General features: G+C 68.3%; 13 protein-coding genes. 8 read left to right on the forward strand and 5 right to left on the reverse strand.

Going from position 1 to position 14,190, the window contains the following annotated elements:
• The first annotated feature begins 85 nt into the window (after positions 1 to 85).
• Complete coding sequence (locus CFB34_RS10420; protein ID WP_089442566.1) at positions 86 to 1,423, forward strand: MFS transporter; 1,338 nt, start codon at positions 86 to 88, stop codon at positions 1,421 to 1,423.
• Positions 1,424 to 1,457: 34 nt separating this feature from the next.
• Here the strand turns inward: CFB34_RS10420 and CFB34_RS10425 are convergent, their stop codons facing one another.
• The 3 genes from CFB34_RS10425 to CFB34_RS10435 all read right to left on the reverse strand — a co-directional run bounded on the left by CFB34_RS10425 (position 1,458) and on the right by CFB34_RS10435 (position 4,816).
• Complete coding sequence (locus tag CFB34_RS10425; protein WP_089442565.1) at positions 1,458 to 1,754, reverse strand: hypothetical protein; 297 nt, start codon at positions 1,752 to 1,754, stop codon at positions 1,458 to 1,460.
• Between the two features lie 115 nt (positions 1,755 to 1,869).
• On the reverse strand, positions 1,870 to 3,690 hold the full coding sequence (locus tag CFB34_RS10430; RefSeq protein ID WP_242808589.1) for a sensor domain-containing diguanylate cyclase: 1,821 nt from the start codon (positions 3,688 to 3,690) through the stop codon (positions 1,870 to 1,872).
• A gap of 325 nt (positions 3,691 to 4,015) precedes the next feature.
• Positions 4,016 to 4,816: an SDR family oxidoreductase gene (locus CFB34_RS10435; protein WP_089442563.1), complete on the reverse strand. Its 801-nt coding sequence runs from the start codon at positions 4,814 to 4,816 to the stop codon at positions 4,016 to 4,018.
• A 136-nt stretch (positions 4,817 to 4,952) separates the two neighbouring features.
• Here CFB34_RS10435 and CFB34_RS10440 point away from each other — a divergent pair, with 136 nt between their 5' ends.
• Together CFB34_RS10440 and CFB34_RS10445 are read left to right on the forward strand one after the other, a co-directional pair.
• A complete protein-coding gene (locus CFB34_RS10440) occupies positions 4,953 to 5,912 on the forward strand; it encodes a GlxA family transcriptional regulator (RefSeq protein WP_089442562.1) in 960 nt (319 codons plus the stop codon).
• 75 nt (positions 5,913 to 5,987) lie between these two features.
• Positions 5,988 to 7,142: an epoxide hydrolase family protein gene (locus CFB34_RS10445; protein WP_089442561.1), complete on the forward strand. Its 1,155-nt coding sequence runs from the start codon at positions 5,988 to 5,990 to the stop codon at positions 7,140 to 7,142.
• 94 nt (positions 7,143 to 7,236) lie between these two features.
• On the opposite strand, the gene CFB34_RS10450 is transcribed toward CFB34_RS10445, so the two are convergent.
• Complete coding sequence (locus CFB34_RS10450; protein ID WP_089442560.1) at positions 7,237 to 7,728, reverse strand: 2,4'-dihydroxyacetophenone dioxygenase family protein; 492 nt, start codon at positions 7,726 to 7,728, stop codon at positions 7,237 to 7,239.
• Positions 7,729 to 7,896: 168 nt separating this feature from the next.
• On the opposite strand from CFB34_RS10450, the gene CFB34_RS10455 reads away from it, so the two are divergent.
• The 3 genes from CFB34_RS10455 to CFB34_RS10465 are packed head-to-tail and all read left to right on the forward strand — an operon-like array spanning position 7,897 to position 9,983.
• Positions 7,897 to 8,367, forward strand: coding sequence for a MarR family transcriptional regulator (locus tag CFB34_RS10455; protein WP_089442559.1), 471 nt, complete (start codon positions 7,897 to 7,899; stop codon positions 8,365 to 8,367).
• Positions 8,368 to 8,412: 45 nt separating this feature from the next.
• Positions 8,413 to 8,748: a hypothetical protein gene (locus CFB34_RS10460; protein ID WP_089442558.1), complete on the forward strand. Its 336-nt coding sequence runs from the start codon at positions 8,413 to 8,415 to the stop codon at positions 8,746 to 8,748.
• The gene (locus CFB34_RS10465; RefSeq protein ID WP_089442557.1) at positions 8,745 to 9,983 is read left to right on the forward strand and encodes an MFS transporter; all 1,239 of its coding nucleotides are present in this window, start codon (positions 8,745 to 8,747) and stop codon (positions 9,981 to 9,983) included. Before CFB34_RS10460 ends, CFB34_RS10465 begins: the two co-directional genes overlap by 4 nt.
• 90 nt (positions 9,984 to 10,073) lie before the next feature.
• Here CFB34_RS10465 and CFB34_RS10470 read toward each other — a convergent pair whose 3' ends face one another.
• Complete coding sequence (locus CFB34_RS10470) at positions 10,074 to 11,024, reverse strand: LysR family transcriptional regulator (protein ID WP_089442556.1); 951 nt, start codon at positions 11,022 to 11,024, stop codon at positions 10,074 to 10,076.
• A gap of 105 nt (positions 11,025 to 11,129) precedes the next feature.
• On the opposite strand from CFB34_RS10470, the gene CFB34_RS10475 reads away from it, so the two are divergent.
• Positions 11,130 to 12,485, forward strand: coding sequence for an aspartate aminotransferase family protein (locus CFB34_RS10475; RefSeq protein WP_089442555.1), 1,356 nt, complete (start codon positions 11,130 to 11,132; stop codon positions 12,483 to 12,485).
• 49 nt (positions 12,486 to 12,534) lie between these two features.
• Complete coding sequence (locus tag CFB34_RS10480) at positions 12,535 to 14,052, forward strand: CoA-acylating methylmalonate-semialdehyde dehydrogenase (protein WP_089442554.1); 1,518 nt, start codon at positions 12,535 to 12,537, stop codon at positions 14,050 to 14,052.
• Positions 14,053 to 14,190 lie beyond the last annotated feature (138 nt).

Here is a 14,190-nt window from a genome sequence, read left to right on the forward strand (position 1 = left end):
GAGCCACGGCCGGTCGCTGCTCGCGGGCGGCGGCGACCGGCACGCCGTGTGAGCCCCGTACCCGAATCCAGCGAGGAGACGATCGATGTCAGCCCCTCTTCAAGCGGACGCCGCGCGTGCCGTCGCGTCCGGTATCGCTTCAACGGACGACGCACTTTACCGCCGCATCGGCGCGCGGATCGTGCCGTTCCTGTTCATTTGCTACATCGTGTCGATCCTCGATCGCAGCAACATCGGCTTCGCGCAGTTGCAGATGCGGCAGGATCTCGGCCTGACCGATGCGATGTACAGCCTCGGCGCGGTGCTGTTCTTCGTCGGCTATGTCTTGTTCGAGGTGCCGAGCAACGCGCTGCTGCGCCGCTTCGGCGCGCGCCGCACGTTCGCGCGGATCATGTTCCTGTGGGGCGCGGTGTCGGTCGCGATGATCACCGTCGACAGCGCGAAGCATTTCTACGTGCTGCGCTTCCTGCTCGGGCTGTTCGAGGCCGGGTTCTTTCCGGGCGTGGTGTTCTACCTGACGTACTGGTATCCGGCACGCCGGCGCGCGTCGGTGCTGTCGATCTTCTATGCGGGCGTCGCGGTGGCGGGGATGGTCGGCGGGCTGCTGTCAGGCTGGCTGATGCGCGGGATGTCGGGCGTGCTCGGGCTGCACGGCTGGCAGTGGATGTTCGCGATCGAAGGCGCGCCCGCGATCCTGCTCGGCGTGATCGCGTGGTTCTGGCTGTGCGATCGTCCCGAGCACGCAAAGTGGCTGTCCGACGCCGACCGCCAGCGGCTCGCGGCCGACCTGGCCGCCGACCGCGCCGGTGTCGAGACACCGGCGCCGCATTCGCTGCGGCAGGTGCTGGCCGAACCGCGCACGTACCTGTTCGCGTTCATCTATTTCTCGCTGACCACCGCGCTCCTGATGCTGCTGTTCTGGATGCCGCTGATGATCCGCGAATTCGGCATTCACGACGTCGTGCAGATCAGCCTGTTGTCGGTCGTGCCGAACGCGATCGGCGCGGCCGGCCTGATCGCGATCGCGCGGCGCTCCGACCGCAAGCGCGAACGGCGCCGGCACTTCGCCGCATGCGCGTTCGGCGGCGCGGTGGCGCTCGCGCTGCTGACGCTGCATCTGTCGAGCATCGTCGCGATGATGGCGCTGCTGTCGGTCGCGGCGATGCTGATCTTCGCCGCGCATCCGGTGTTCTGGGCCGTGCCGTCCGCGTATTTCTCCGGCGCGGGCGCGGCCGGCGGGATCGCGCTGATCAGCAGCATCGGCGTGTCGAGCGGCATGATCACGCCGTGGCTCGTCGGGTTGATCCGCACGAGAACCGGCAGCATGGACCCGGCGATGCTGATGATCGCGGCGCTGCTGGCCGCGTGCGCGGTCGCGATGCTGCTGGGTGTGCGGGCGGCGCCGCGTGCGGAATCGGCGTGACGCGGGCGGTGGCGGTGCGGCTCGGCGGTGCGGTTCAGTGGAAGGACATGAACAGCCCGGGCAGGACGATCAGGCCGTGCAGCGCCAGCGCCCAGTTGATCGTGCCGCCGCGCGCCTGCTGGTCGATCGACAGGCACGCGATTGCCGCGATGACCCCGATGGCCGACAGGCCGGCCGCCCAGAAGAGCGCGGTGATGAACACGCGAAGGCCCATGTACGGATCGTCCATCGAACTGGCGAACCCATAGCCGAACAGCAGCGCCAGCAGCTCGATGAGCGCGACGGCGAGAAGACCTGACGCGAGACGCGCGGTCAGTTTGGAATTGTCCATGGCAAATCGTGGTGAGGTGGGCCCGGAGCGCTAGCCTACACGATCGGTCCCGAATATGTCGCTCAATGGACGCGGCGGGACGCCAGGCGGGGAGCGGGCGTCGCGCGCCCGAACGCTACGCCCGATACACCTCGATCCGGTTGCGGCCGCGCTCCTTCGCGAGATAGAGCGCCTTGTCGGCGCGCGACAGCGGCTGGTAGGCGCCGAAGTCCGACGCCCGCATCGCGTCGATGCCGATGCTGACGGTCAGCGTGACCTGCTGGTCCTCGTGCATGAGCCGTGCCTGCATCGCGCGTTGCTGCACGCGCTGCGCGAAGGCCAGCGCACGGTCGAGATCCGCGCCCGGCAGCACGATCGCGAATTCCTCGCCGCCGACGCGTCCGACGATGCCGTCCGGCCCGGTTTCCGCGAGCAGCAGCCGCGCGAAATGCCGGAGCGCGCGGTCGCCGACCGGGTGCCCCCAGCGGTCGTTCAGCGCCTTGAAGTGATCGAGATCGAGCATCAGCACCGCGGCGGCGTGGCCGGTCGTGCGCACCGCGCGCAGCGCGGCTTCGCTTTGCCGCATGAACGCATGGCGGTTCGACAGTTGCGTCAGGTGGTCGGTCGTGGCCATCCGGTGCAGTTCGGCCTCGATGTGCTTGCGGTCGGTCGCGTCGGTGATGAAGCCGTGCCACACGGTGCCGCCGTCGGCCGTGCGCTGCGGCCGCGCATCGCCTTCGCGCCAGCGCAGGCCCTGGCCGGGCAGCAGCACGCGATATTCGAGGCGCCACGGCGTCAGTCGTACCGCCGAGTCGTGCAGCGACAGCCGGTAGGCGACCAGGTCGGCCGGATGGATGCGCGTCTCGACTACCTCCGCGCTGCCGGCGAGCTGTTCGGGCGTCAGTTCGTAGATGTCGGCGACACCCGCGCTCGCGTAGGAAAAGAAGCGGCGCCCGTCGGGCGCCTGGCGCAGCTGGAACACGAGCCCGGGAACCTGGTCGGTGAGGTCCGTGACGAGCGCGGCCGAGTCGCGCAACCGCGCGGCGAGCTCGCGCAGCGCGGTGATGTCCGTGGTCGTCCCGACCATCCGGAGCGCGCGGCCGCGGCTGTCGCGGTCGATCACCTTGCCGCGGCTGCAGATCCATTTGTACGAGCCGTCCTTGCAGCGGATGCGGTGCTCGACCGCGTAATGGTCGGTGCGCTGCTCGAAGTGCGCGAGCATCGCGGCCTTCACGTCGGCGACGTCGTCCGGATGCAGCCGTTCGTATGCATCCTCGATCCGCGTGCTGAGCTCGTGCGGCGCGTAGCCGAGCAGCGCCTTCCAGGCCGGCGAGTAATGGATCTCGCCGGTTTCCACGTTGCGGTCCCACACGCCGGTGCCGCTCTCGGTGAGCGCCTGCGTGGTCAACGTGGTGTGTTCCTCGACGGTGCCGAGGCGCTCGCGCAACGTCACGGTTTCGATCGCGCGGGCAAGCGTGCTTGCAGCCAGTGTGGCGAGGTCGTGCAGCGTTGTGCGTTGCGTCGCGTCGAGCACCGGGGTCTTGTCGTCCACGACGCACAGCGTGCCGAATGTCGCGCCCTCGGGCGTGGTGAGTTCGCAGGCCGCGACGATCCGCAGTGCGTGACGCGGGCCGTCGTTGCGTTGCCCGTCGGCGTGCGTGCTCCACGGGGCGAACCGCGAACCGGCGGCCGGCGTCGGCTCGGCTTCGGGCACCAACGCATCGGCGGGCAGCGGGTCGGGAAGCCGATCGGGCAATGCGCCGTCGGCGGCCAGCACGCGTGGCGCATCGGCGTCGGCGCGCGCGATGAATGCGCCGGCGGCGCCGGCATGCGCTCGCGCGACACGGCAGAGGGTGTCCAGTTCAGGCAGCGGTGGGAGCGCGGGCAGACGGACGGCCGACCTGCGTGCGGAGGCCGGCGCGTCGCCGGTCTCGGTGATGAACATACGGGCCTGCATGGTCGAATTCCGCAACGGACGATTGCCCTCGTGATCGGACGAATGCCGGTCGAACGAGGTCGCTTGGGGACTGCAATCGCAGAGCTTACTGTTGCGCGGAATGCGTGGCAAGCCAACCGGAATCGTCGGTCGGCGCGCGACATTTATGCCAACCGGGAAATAATCCGGCGCGGGTTTCCGCAGACGAATTCATCGATCCGCATCGGCCCGGAAACGTGCCGCGGAACCGCGGATGATGACGGGCGATTCGCCATGTATCACCGTGTTGCGCGGCACCTCCGGGTTCGACGTGCCTGTTGCTTTCGACCTGCGGGATGCCGCGTGCTCAGCCTGCCGTCGAATAGCGCGGCGCGGGCGTGTCGGCCGACAGGTGCGGCGCCATCGTGCGGCGCGCGGCCTCGTACGCGGCCCATTCGTCACCCGCGTGCAGCGACGGGATCGTCACGCGTTCGCCGCGATCGAAGCCGACCAGCGCCGCGTCGACCATGTCGGTTGCCGACATCACGATTTCCTTCGGCAGGTGCTCGAGTGGCAGGCCGCCCGTTTGCCAGAAATCGGTGGCGGTCGCGCCGGGCAGCACGGCCTGCACCTGCACGCCCTTGTCGGCGAGTTCGTGATGCAGCGACTGGCTGAACGCGAGCACGAACGCCTTGCTGCCGCCGTACACGCCGTTCAGCGTTTCCGGCGAGATCGCGACGATCGACGAAATGTTGATCACCGCGCCGTTGCCGCGGGCGACGAAGCCGGGCACCGCCGCATAGGTGAGGCGCGTGAGCGCGGTCACGTTGAGGTCGATCATCCGCGTCATCGCATCGACGTCGCTGTCGAGCAGCGGCGTGTGCGTGCCGATGCCCGCGTTGTTCACGAGCAGCGTGATGCTCGCATCCTGCTTCAGCTTTGCCTCGACGGCGGCGAGTGCGGCGCGGTCGTTGAGATCCGCATCGATGATCTCGACGCTGCGCTGCGTGTCGTTCGTGATGCGGTCGGCGAGGGCAGCGAGGCGGTCGCGGTTGCGCGCGACCAGGATCAGGTCGTAGCCGCGGCGCGCGAGGCGGTCCGCGTAGACGGCGCCGATGCCCGACGAGGCGCCGGTAATGAGGGCGGTACCGCGATGTGCTTGCGTCATGATGTGCTCCGTTTCGAGGGAAATGGCCGGATGGCGTGAAGCCATTCTGGTCCCGAATCGTTGCGACACAAATGACGTAGATGGGTATGATTCAGGACATCGGGCCGATCCATTCGCCCGGGACGGGAGAACTCACATGCACCGCATCGGCTTTCTGATCAGCGACGGCTTCCAGATCATGGCGCTCGCCGCGCAATCGGTGTTCGAGTACGCGAACATGGGCATGAGCGAGCCGTTCTACGGGATGGCCAACTATTCGGTCGACGGCGGCGACGTGCGCTCGTCACTCGGGCTGCCGGTCGCCACGCACGCGCTGCGTGGGCGGATCGCCGTCGATACGTGGATCGTCGCGGGCGTCAACGATCCGCTCGCTTCGCCGGCGCCGGCCGGCGTCGTCGCGTTCCTGCGCCGCACCCAGGCACGCGCGCGGCGGATCGCCGGCATCTGCACGGGCGCGTTCGTGCTGGCCGAAGCCGGGTTGCTGGCACAGCGCCGCGCGACGACGCACTGGGCGTTCGGCCGCGACATGCAGCGGTGCTATCCGGAGATCCGCGTCGAGGACGACCGGATCTACATCGTCGACGGCCCGATCTGGACGTCGGCCGGGATGACGGCCGGCCTCGACCTCGCACTCGCGATGGTGGAAAAGGATCTCGGCGCCGATACGGCCCGCTCGGTCGCGCACAAGCTCGTGATGCACCAGCGGCGCGCCGGCGGCCAGTCGCAGCATTCCGAAATGCTGGAACTCGCACCGAAATCCGACCGGATCCAGAACGCGCTGAACTATGCGCGGCAAAATCTCGGCCGCGCGCTGACGGTCGAGGATCTCGCCGAAGCCGTCCACCTGAGCCCGCGCCAGTTCAGCCGCGTGTTCACGCTCGAAACGGGGCAGTCGCCGGCGAAGGCGATCGAGCGGCTGCGGCTGGAGGCGGCGCGATTGATGATCGAGCAGAGCCGCCATTCGCTCGACGTGATCGCGAAGGAAAACGGCTTTCGCGACCGCCGGCACATGCGCGAGGCGTTCGTGCGCGGGTTCGGCGTCCCGCCGCAGGCGATGCGGCGCGATGCGCGGACGGACGAGCGGGAAGCGGGCTGATGCCGGCGGGGCGACACGCCAGCGCGAGTCGGAAAAATCGCGCAGAATCTCCGGCACGCTTCGTGAGGAGACACCATGCACGCCGAGCCGTTCGAGATTGCGATACCCGATCACGCGCTGGAGGACCTGCGTCTGCGTCTGCGCCTGCGCGCCCGCCGCCCGCCGTTGCTCACGCCCGCCGAGCCGTGGCAGCAGGGGGTGGACGGCGCGTGGCTGAGTGAGCTGACCGACTACTGGGCCGAGCGCTTCGACTGGCGCTCGGTGGAGCGTGCGTTGAACCGGTTGCCGCAGTTCGTCGCGGACGCAGGCGGGCAGCGCGTGCACTTCATCCATCGGCGTGGGGCGGGACCGAAACCTTATCCGCTCGTCATCACGCACGGCTGGCCGGGCTCCGTGTTCGAATTCGCCGCACTGATCGAGCGCCTGTGCGATCCGGCGGCATTCGGCGGCGATCCTGACGACGCGTTCGATGTCGTCGTACCGTCGCTGCCCGGCTTCCTGTTCTCGCCCGCGCCAACGGCACCCGGCATGTCGGCATGGCAGGTCGCCGACTGCTGGGCGGCGTTGATGTCCGGCCTCGGCTATCGACGCTTCGGCGCGCAAGGCGGCGATCTCGGCGCAGGCGTGTCGATCGCGCTCGGCGCGCGGCATGCCGACCGGGTGGACGGCATCCATCTGAACTACCTGCCCGGCAGCTACGAACCGCCGGCCGACGCGGCCGTGCCGCTGACCGACGACGAACGGGCCTTCGTGACGCAGCGCGGCGAGTGGGCCGCGCTGGAAGGCGGATACGCGCATGTGCACATGACGAAGCCGCAGACGCTGGCCGTCGCGCTCAACGATTCGCCGGCCGGGCTGGCCGCCTGGATCGCCGAGAAATTCCGCGCGTGGAGCGATTGCGACGGCGACGTCGCACGGCGGTTTTCGCACGACGCGCTGCTGACCGGCATCTCGCTCTACTGGTTCACCGGCTGCATCGGCTCATCCATGCAGACGTATTGGGAAAACCGGCTGCAGCCCATGCGCTTCGCGGCCGGGCAACGCGTGGCGGTGCCCGTCGCGTTCGCGCGCTTTCCGAAGGAAATCAGCCGTCCGCCGCGCAGCTGGCTCGAACGTGTGTTCGACGTCGTGCAATGGACCGACATGCCGAGCGGCGGCCATTTCGCGGCGATGGAAGAGCCGGATCGGCTGGCCGACGATATGCGGACGTTTTTCCGGCGCTTTCGGTGACGATCGAGGCGGCCCGGCGACGCGCACCGGCGGTCATCCGGTCTACAGGGCGCGCGAACGCCACGCGGGCTGTGACGCGACCGTAGCGCCTGCGTTACCGCGTGACGAACGGCGCGGCGTCTTCCGGCGCGGTACGCGCATGCTTGCGCTGGCGCAGCAGCGCGACGCGGCAGTTCTCGCGCGCGGTTTCGCGGCCGTCGTCGTCGAGCAGCACGAGATCGCCGCGCATCACGTTGAGCGTGATCACGTCCTCACCCGGCGCACCGAGCGTTTCCGGCGTATGCACCGAGCCGGCCGGTTCGAGCACCGTCGAGCCGGCGTGCGCCACCCAGGCGTATTCGCGATAGCGCCACGCCCCCTGCAACGTATGGACGAACACCTCGCCTTCGTGACGGTGGCGCGGCAGCGTGCCGCCGGCCGGCATCTTCAGCAGCGCGGTGAGCGTGTCTTCGGCCGCATTGATGTGCAGGTACTTGATCGCCAGCCCCGGCAGGTCGGCGCTCATCGGCAGCCACGGCAGCGCGTCGCCGGGCAGGCACGAGATCGGCGGCAGGTCGGTGGAGAGCGGGGCGGACGGCTGCGTCATGGCGGGCGGCGGAGCGGAAATGGGGAGCCCGCATTATCGCAGAGCCGGCTCGCGCAGCCGAACGGGACATGTCGCATCGGCTCGAGCGCAGGCGACGACGTGTTCCTTACAACTTGAAATATGCAGCTAAACTGTACAGTTTGACTGTATATCTGCTATCTTGAATTCATGAACACGCCATTGCCTCCCTCCGAAGCGCTCCCACTGGCCGGTCTCGCCGGCGAACTTCGCATCTCGGTCGGCAAGCTGATGCGGCGGATGCGGGAGCAGGTCCACCCGAACGACCTCACGTCATCGCAGAAGTCGGTGCTGTTGCGGCTCGACCGCGACGGCCCCGCGACCGTGTCGGCGCTCGCGCGCGCCGAAAGCGTGCGGCCGCAGTCGATGCGCGTGACGGTCGCGACGCTCGAGACGCTCGGCGCCGTCAGCGGCGAGCCCGATCCCACCGACGGCCGGCAGACGCTGATCGCGCTCACGCCCGCTTTCCGCCAGGCGCTGCAGGCCAACCGCGCGGTCAAGGACGACTGGCTGTTCCGCGCGCTGCATGCGCAGCTGTCGGAGGCGGAGCAGGCCGAGCTCGCGTCGGCCGTGAAACTGCTGCAGCGGCTCGCCGAATTCCAGGAACCGCCGCGTTCGTAACCCCTGTCGACCCGCATCGACCCGTTAGTCGAAAGGACAATCCGCATGAACTTCCCGCATCTCGTGTCGTATTTCTTCGGCGGCGCGTTTCTCGCAAACGTCGTGCCGCATCTCGTCAGCGGGTTGCGCGGCGAGCCGTTCCAGACCCCGTTCGCGAATCCGCCCGGGCGTGGGTTGTCGTCGTCCACGGTGAATGTGTTGTGGGGCGTCGCGAACCTCGCGATTGCCTACGTGCTGGTGTGCAGGGTCGGCGACTTCGATCTCCGCGTCACGGCCGACGCGGCGGCGTTCGGCCTCGGCATCCTCGCGCTCGGCCTGTTCGTCGCGCGGCATTTCGGCGAACTGCACGGCGGCAACGAGCCCGACCGGGAGCGGCCATGAGCGTGCCGGCGGCGGGCGTCTTCCGCTCGCTGCGCAGCTTCAACTATCGCGTGTGGGCGATCGGCTCGCTGGTGTCGAACATCGGCACGTGGATCCAGCGCACCGCGCAGGACTGGCTCGTCCTCACGCAGCTCACGCATCACGACGCGTCGGCCGTCGGGATCGTGATGTCGCTGCAGTTCGGCCCGCAGCTTCTGCTGCTGCCGTGGACAGGTTATGCGGCCGACCGTTTCGACCAGCGCAAGCTGCTGATGGCGACCCAGGCGCTGATGGGCGGGCTCGCGCTCCTGCTGGGGCTGCTGACGGTGACCGGCGTCGCGCAGCTGTGGCACGTGTATCTGTTCGCGTTCCTGTTCGGCTGTGCGTCGGCGTTCGATGCGCCGGTGCGGCAGACGTTCGTTGCCGAGCTGGTCGCCGATCGGGAGCTGGCGAACGCCGTCGCGCTCAACTCGACGTCGTTCAACGCGGCGCGGATGATCGGGCCGGCGGCGGCCGGCTTCATCATCGCGTCGGTCGGCACCGGCTGGGCGTTCCTGCTCAACGGGCTCAGCTTCGTCGCGGTGCTGGCGTCGCTGTCGATGCTGCGGGCCGACGAACTGCGTGCGCATGCGCGGGCCGACCGCGCGCGCGGGAGCCTGCTCGACGGGTTCCGTTACGTGTGGCAGCGCCCGGACCTGAAGGCGATCCTCGTGATGCTGTTCCTGATCGGCACGTTCGGGCTCAATTTCCAGCTGTTCATCTCGACGATGGCGGCCAGCGTGTTTCATGTCGACGCGCGTGGCTTCGGCGTGCTGTCGTCGATGATGGCCGTCGGCACGATCACCGGTGCGCTGCTCGCGGCGCGCCGCGACCGGCCGCGTTTCCGGCATCTGTGGATCGGCGCGGCGCTGTTCGGGCTCGGCTGCACGCTGGCCGCGCTGGCGCCGGGATATTGGCTGTTCGCCGCCGCGCTCGTGCTGACCGGGATCGCGGCGATCACCTTCATGAACTCGACCAACAGCCTCGTGCAGCTGTCGACCGAGCCGGCGATGCGTGGGCGTGTGATGGCGCTGCGTCTCGCGGTGGCGCTCGGCGGCACGCCGATCGGCGCGCCGGTGGCCGGCTGGGTCGCGAATCATCTTGGCCCGCGCTGGGCGCTCGGTGTCGGCGCGCTGTCAGGTTTTGCCGCGGCGCTCGTCGCGACGCATTTCATGAAGCGGATGCGCGCGCCGGCGGGCACGGGCGACGGGGCTTGACCGGCAGTAAAGCCGATGTAGGCTACCCGACCGTTCAGCCGTTCAGCCGTTCAGCCGTTCAGCCGTTCAGCCACTCAGCCACGACGGCCGTTAAGCGACCGGCCGCGCCGCAGCATGCGCGGCCTCCAGGCACGACTGAAACAGCAACGCCGCCCGCGACGGCCGCGGCGAGCGCCGCAGCAGGCTCACGAACCGGCACCGGTAATTGAATCGATGCGGCGCGATCGGCTGCATCAGCCGCTTGTTTTCGAAGCTTTCCGCGTAATGGTCGGGGAGGAAGCCGAGATAGCGGCCGGACAGGATCAGCGTCGCGATCGACTCCTGGTCCGACGCAGTCGCGCTGCGCGTGAGCTTCGCGCGGTGGCTCAGCTCCATGTTCGGCGAATGGAAGCCGAGGCCCGCGAACGCATGGTTGCGAATCGTCGTCCACGTGAGCTTGCCGTGCGGCGCATCGTAGAGCGGATGCTGGCGGCCGCAGTAGAGCAGCATCCGTTCGTCGAACAGCTCCGAATACACGAGGCTGCCCGAATTGCGGTGCGCGGGAATGATCCCGACCTGATAGCTGCCGTCGATGATCCCGCGCTCGACCTCGTTGATCGATGCGACATGCAGGTTCAGCGCGACGTCGGGCGCTTCGTCGGCGAACTGGCGGATCGCGTCGCCGAGCCGTGCGTTCGCGTTGGTGGCCGTCTTGTCGAACACCGCGACGTGCAGTTCGCCGCCCATCCGGTCGTGAATGCCGTCGATCCTGCTGCGAAATGCTTCCATCGACGCGAGCAGCCGCAATGTCTCCTCGTACACCGTCTGGCCCTCGGGCGTCAGCGTGAAGCCCGCGCGGCCGCGCCGGCACAGCACGAGACCGAGGCGCGTTTCCAGATCCTTCACGTGCCGGCTGATGGTCGAGATGCCGATATTCAGTTCCAGTTCGGCCGCCGCCATCCCGCCGCACTGCACGACGCCCTTGAAGACCCGCAGCAGGCGGAGATCCATGTCGCTGAGCTGCCCGAGCAGCGCGCGACTCTTCGGTTTCTTTGCTTGCATAAATGTGCAAGTGAACATTGATATTGCGATATTCAAAAGACTAATTGGCCTCCCGACAATGCGCAATATCAACATAAGGAGGAGGGGCGCCCCGCGCCGACCGACATGACCGACATCACCACCGCCCAGCACGACGAAACCACCCTCCGCACCGACGCCGCGTGGCTCGACGCGCACTGGATGCCGTTCACCGCCAACCGCCAGTTCAAGGCCGATCCGCGCATGATCGTGTCGGGCAAGGGCGCGTATTACACGGACGCCGAAGGCCGCAAGATCTTCGACGGCCTGTCGGGTCTCTGGTGCACGGGCCTCGGTCACGGCCGCACGGAAATCGTCGAAGCCGTGAGCCGCCAGATCGCGCAGCTCGACTACGCGCCGGCATTCCAGTTCGGCCATCCGAAATCGTTCGAGCTCGCGAACAAGATCAAGGACCTGACGCCGGCCGGCCTCGACTACGTGTTCTTCACGGGTTCGGGTTCGGAAGCGGCCGATACGTCGCTGAAGCTGGCCCGCGCTTACTGGCGCGCGAAGGGCAAGGGCACGAAGACGCGCCTGATCGGCCGCGAGAAGGGCTATCACGGCGTGAACTTCGGCGGCATCTCGGTCGGCGGGATCGGGCCGAACCGCAAGCTGTTCGGCCAGGGCATCGATGCCGACTTCCTGCCGCACACGCAACTGGCTGAAAACAAGTTCTCGCGCGGGATGCCCGAGCACGGTGCCGAGCTGGCCGATCGCCTGCTCGAGCTGATCGCGCTGCACGACGCATCGAACATCGCGGCCGTGATCGTCGAGCCGTTCTCCGGGTCGGCGGGCGTGGTCGTGCCGCCGAAGGGTTACCTGAAGCGCCTGCGCGACATCTGTACCGCGCACGACATCCTGCTGATTTTCGACGAAGTCATCACGGGCTTCGGCCGGGCCGGCGCGATGACGGGCGCCGATGCGTTCGGCGTGGTGCCGGACATCATGAACTTCGCGAAGCAGGTCACGAATGGCACGCAGCCGCTCGGCGGCGTGATCGCGACGAAGGAAATCTACGACACGTTCATGGCCGCGGGCGGCCCCGAGTACATGCTCGAGTTCCCGCACGGCTATACGTATTCGGCGCACCCGGTGGCCTGCGCGGCCGGCGTCGCGGCGCTCGACCTGCTGGTGAAGGAAGACGCGGTGGCCCGCGTGCGCGATCTCGCGCCGCATTTCGAGGCCGCGGTGCACGGGCTGAAGGGCCAGCGCCACATCACCGACATCCGCAACTACGGGCTGGCTGCCGGGCTGACGATCGCGGCGCTGCCGGGCGAGCCGGCACGGCGCCCGTACGAGATCGCGATGCGCTGCTGGGCGAAGGGTTTCTACGTGCGCTACGGCGGCGACACGATCCAGCTGGCGCCCCCGTTCATCTCGGAGAAGCGCGAGATCGACAACCTGGTCAACGCGCTGTCCGACGCGCTGAACGAAGTGGACTGAGCCGCGGCCTGCCCCGAGCGATAACCGAATTCACGAAAGAGTCAGATACATGAAACACGACAGCAACGTAACCTCCACCGTCGGCCACCTGATCGACGGCAAGCGCGTCGACGGCGGCAGCCGCGTCCAGCCGGTGTTCGACCCGGCCACCGGCGAATCGCACAAGAGCGTCGCGCTCGCCGACAAGCTGACCGTCGAAGCCGCGATCGCGTCCGCGCAGGCTGCGTTCCCGGCCTGGCGCAATACGCCGCCGCTGAAGCGCGCCCGCGTGATGAGCCGCTTCAAGACGCTGCTCGAGGAGCACGCCGACGAGCTGTGCGCGCTGATCACCGCCGAGCACGGCAAGGTGCTCGCCGATGCGATGGGCGAACTGCAGCGCGGGATCGAGAACGTCGAATATGCGACCTATGTGCCCGAACTGCTGAAAGGCGAGCACAGCAAGAACGTCGGCCCCGCGATCGATTCGTGGAGCGAGTTCCAGGCGCTCGGCGTCGCGGCCGGCATCACGCCGTTCAACTTCCCGGTGATGGTGCCGTTGTGGATGTGGCCGATGGCCGTCGCGTGCGGCAACACGTTCGTGCTGAAGCCGTCGGAGCGTACGCCGTCGTCGACGTTGCGCATGGCCGAGCTCGCGCTCGAAGCGGGCCTGCCGCCGGGCGTGCTGAACGTCGTGAACGGCGACAAGGAAGCGGTCGACACGCTGCTGACCGACCCGCGCGTGAAGGCCGTGAGCTTCGTCGGCTCGACGCCGATCGCCGAATACATCTACTCGACCGGCTGCGCGCACGGCAAGCGCGTGCAGGCGCTCGGCGGCGCGAAGAACTTCGCGGTCGTGATGCCGGATGCGGACATCGGCAACGCGGTGAACGCACTGATGGGCGCCGCGTACGGTTCGTGCGGCGAGCGCTGCATGGCGATTCCGCTGGTCGTCGCGATCGGCGACGAGACGGGCGACCAGGTCGTCGCGGGCCTGAAGGCCGAGATCGAGAAGATGCAGGTCGGCCCGGGCAACGGCGCGGGCGTGGACATGGGCCCGCTCGTCACGCAGCAGCATTTCGAGAAGGTGACGGGTTTTGTCGAAGCCGGTGTGGCAGCGGGCGCGACGCTCGTCGTCGACGGCCGCGGCGTGAAGGTCGACGGCCACGACGGCGGTTATTACCTCGGCCCGTGCCTGTTCGACAACGTGAAGCCCGGCATGCCGATCTACCAGCACGAGATCTTCGGGCCGGTGCTCGGCGTGATCCGCCTGAAGTCGCTCGACGAGGCGATGGCGCTGATCGACGCGCACGAGTACGGCAACGGCACCTGCCTGTTCACGCGCGACGGCGAGGCCGCGCGCTACTTCAGCGACAACATCCAGATCGGCATGGTCGGCATCAACGTGCCGCTGCCGGTACCGGTTGCGTACCACTCGTTCGGCGGCTGGAAGCGTTCGCTGTTCGGCGACCTGCACGCGTACGGCCCGGACGCCGTGCGCTTCTACACGAAGCGCAAGACGATCACGCAGCGCTGGCCGTCGGCCGGCGTGCGCGAAGGCACCGTGTTCAGCTTCCCGTCGAACCGCTGACGCGCCATCCGGCTGCATGCATCGCCCGCCTGTCTGACGGCGCGCGGCGCAACGCAAGGCGGCCAGTGTGACCGCGACAAGGCCCGCCCGGATCGATGATCCGCGCGGGCTTTTTTACGTCCGCGCGGCGTGCGCGGA

This window comes from Burkholderia sp. HI4860 (assembly GCF_002223045.2).
GTDB lineage: Bacteria > Pseudomonadota > Gammaproteobacteria > Burkholderiales > Burkholderiaceae > Burkholderia.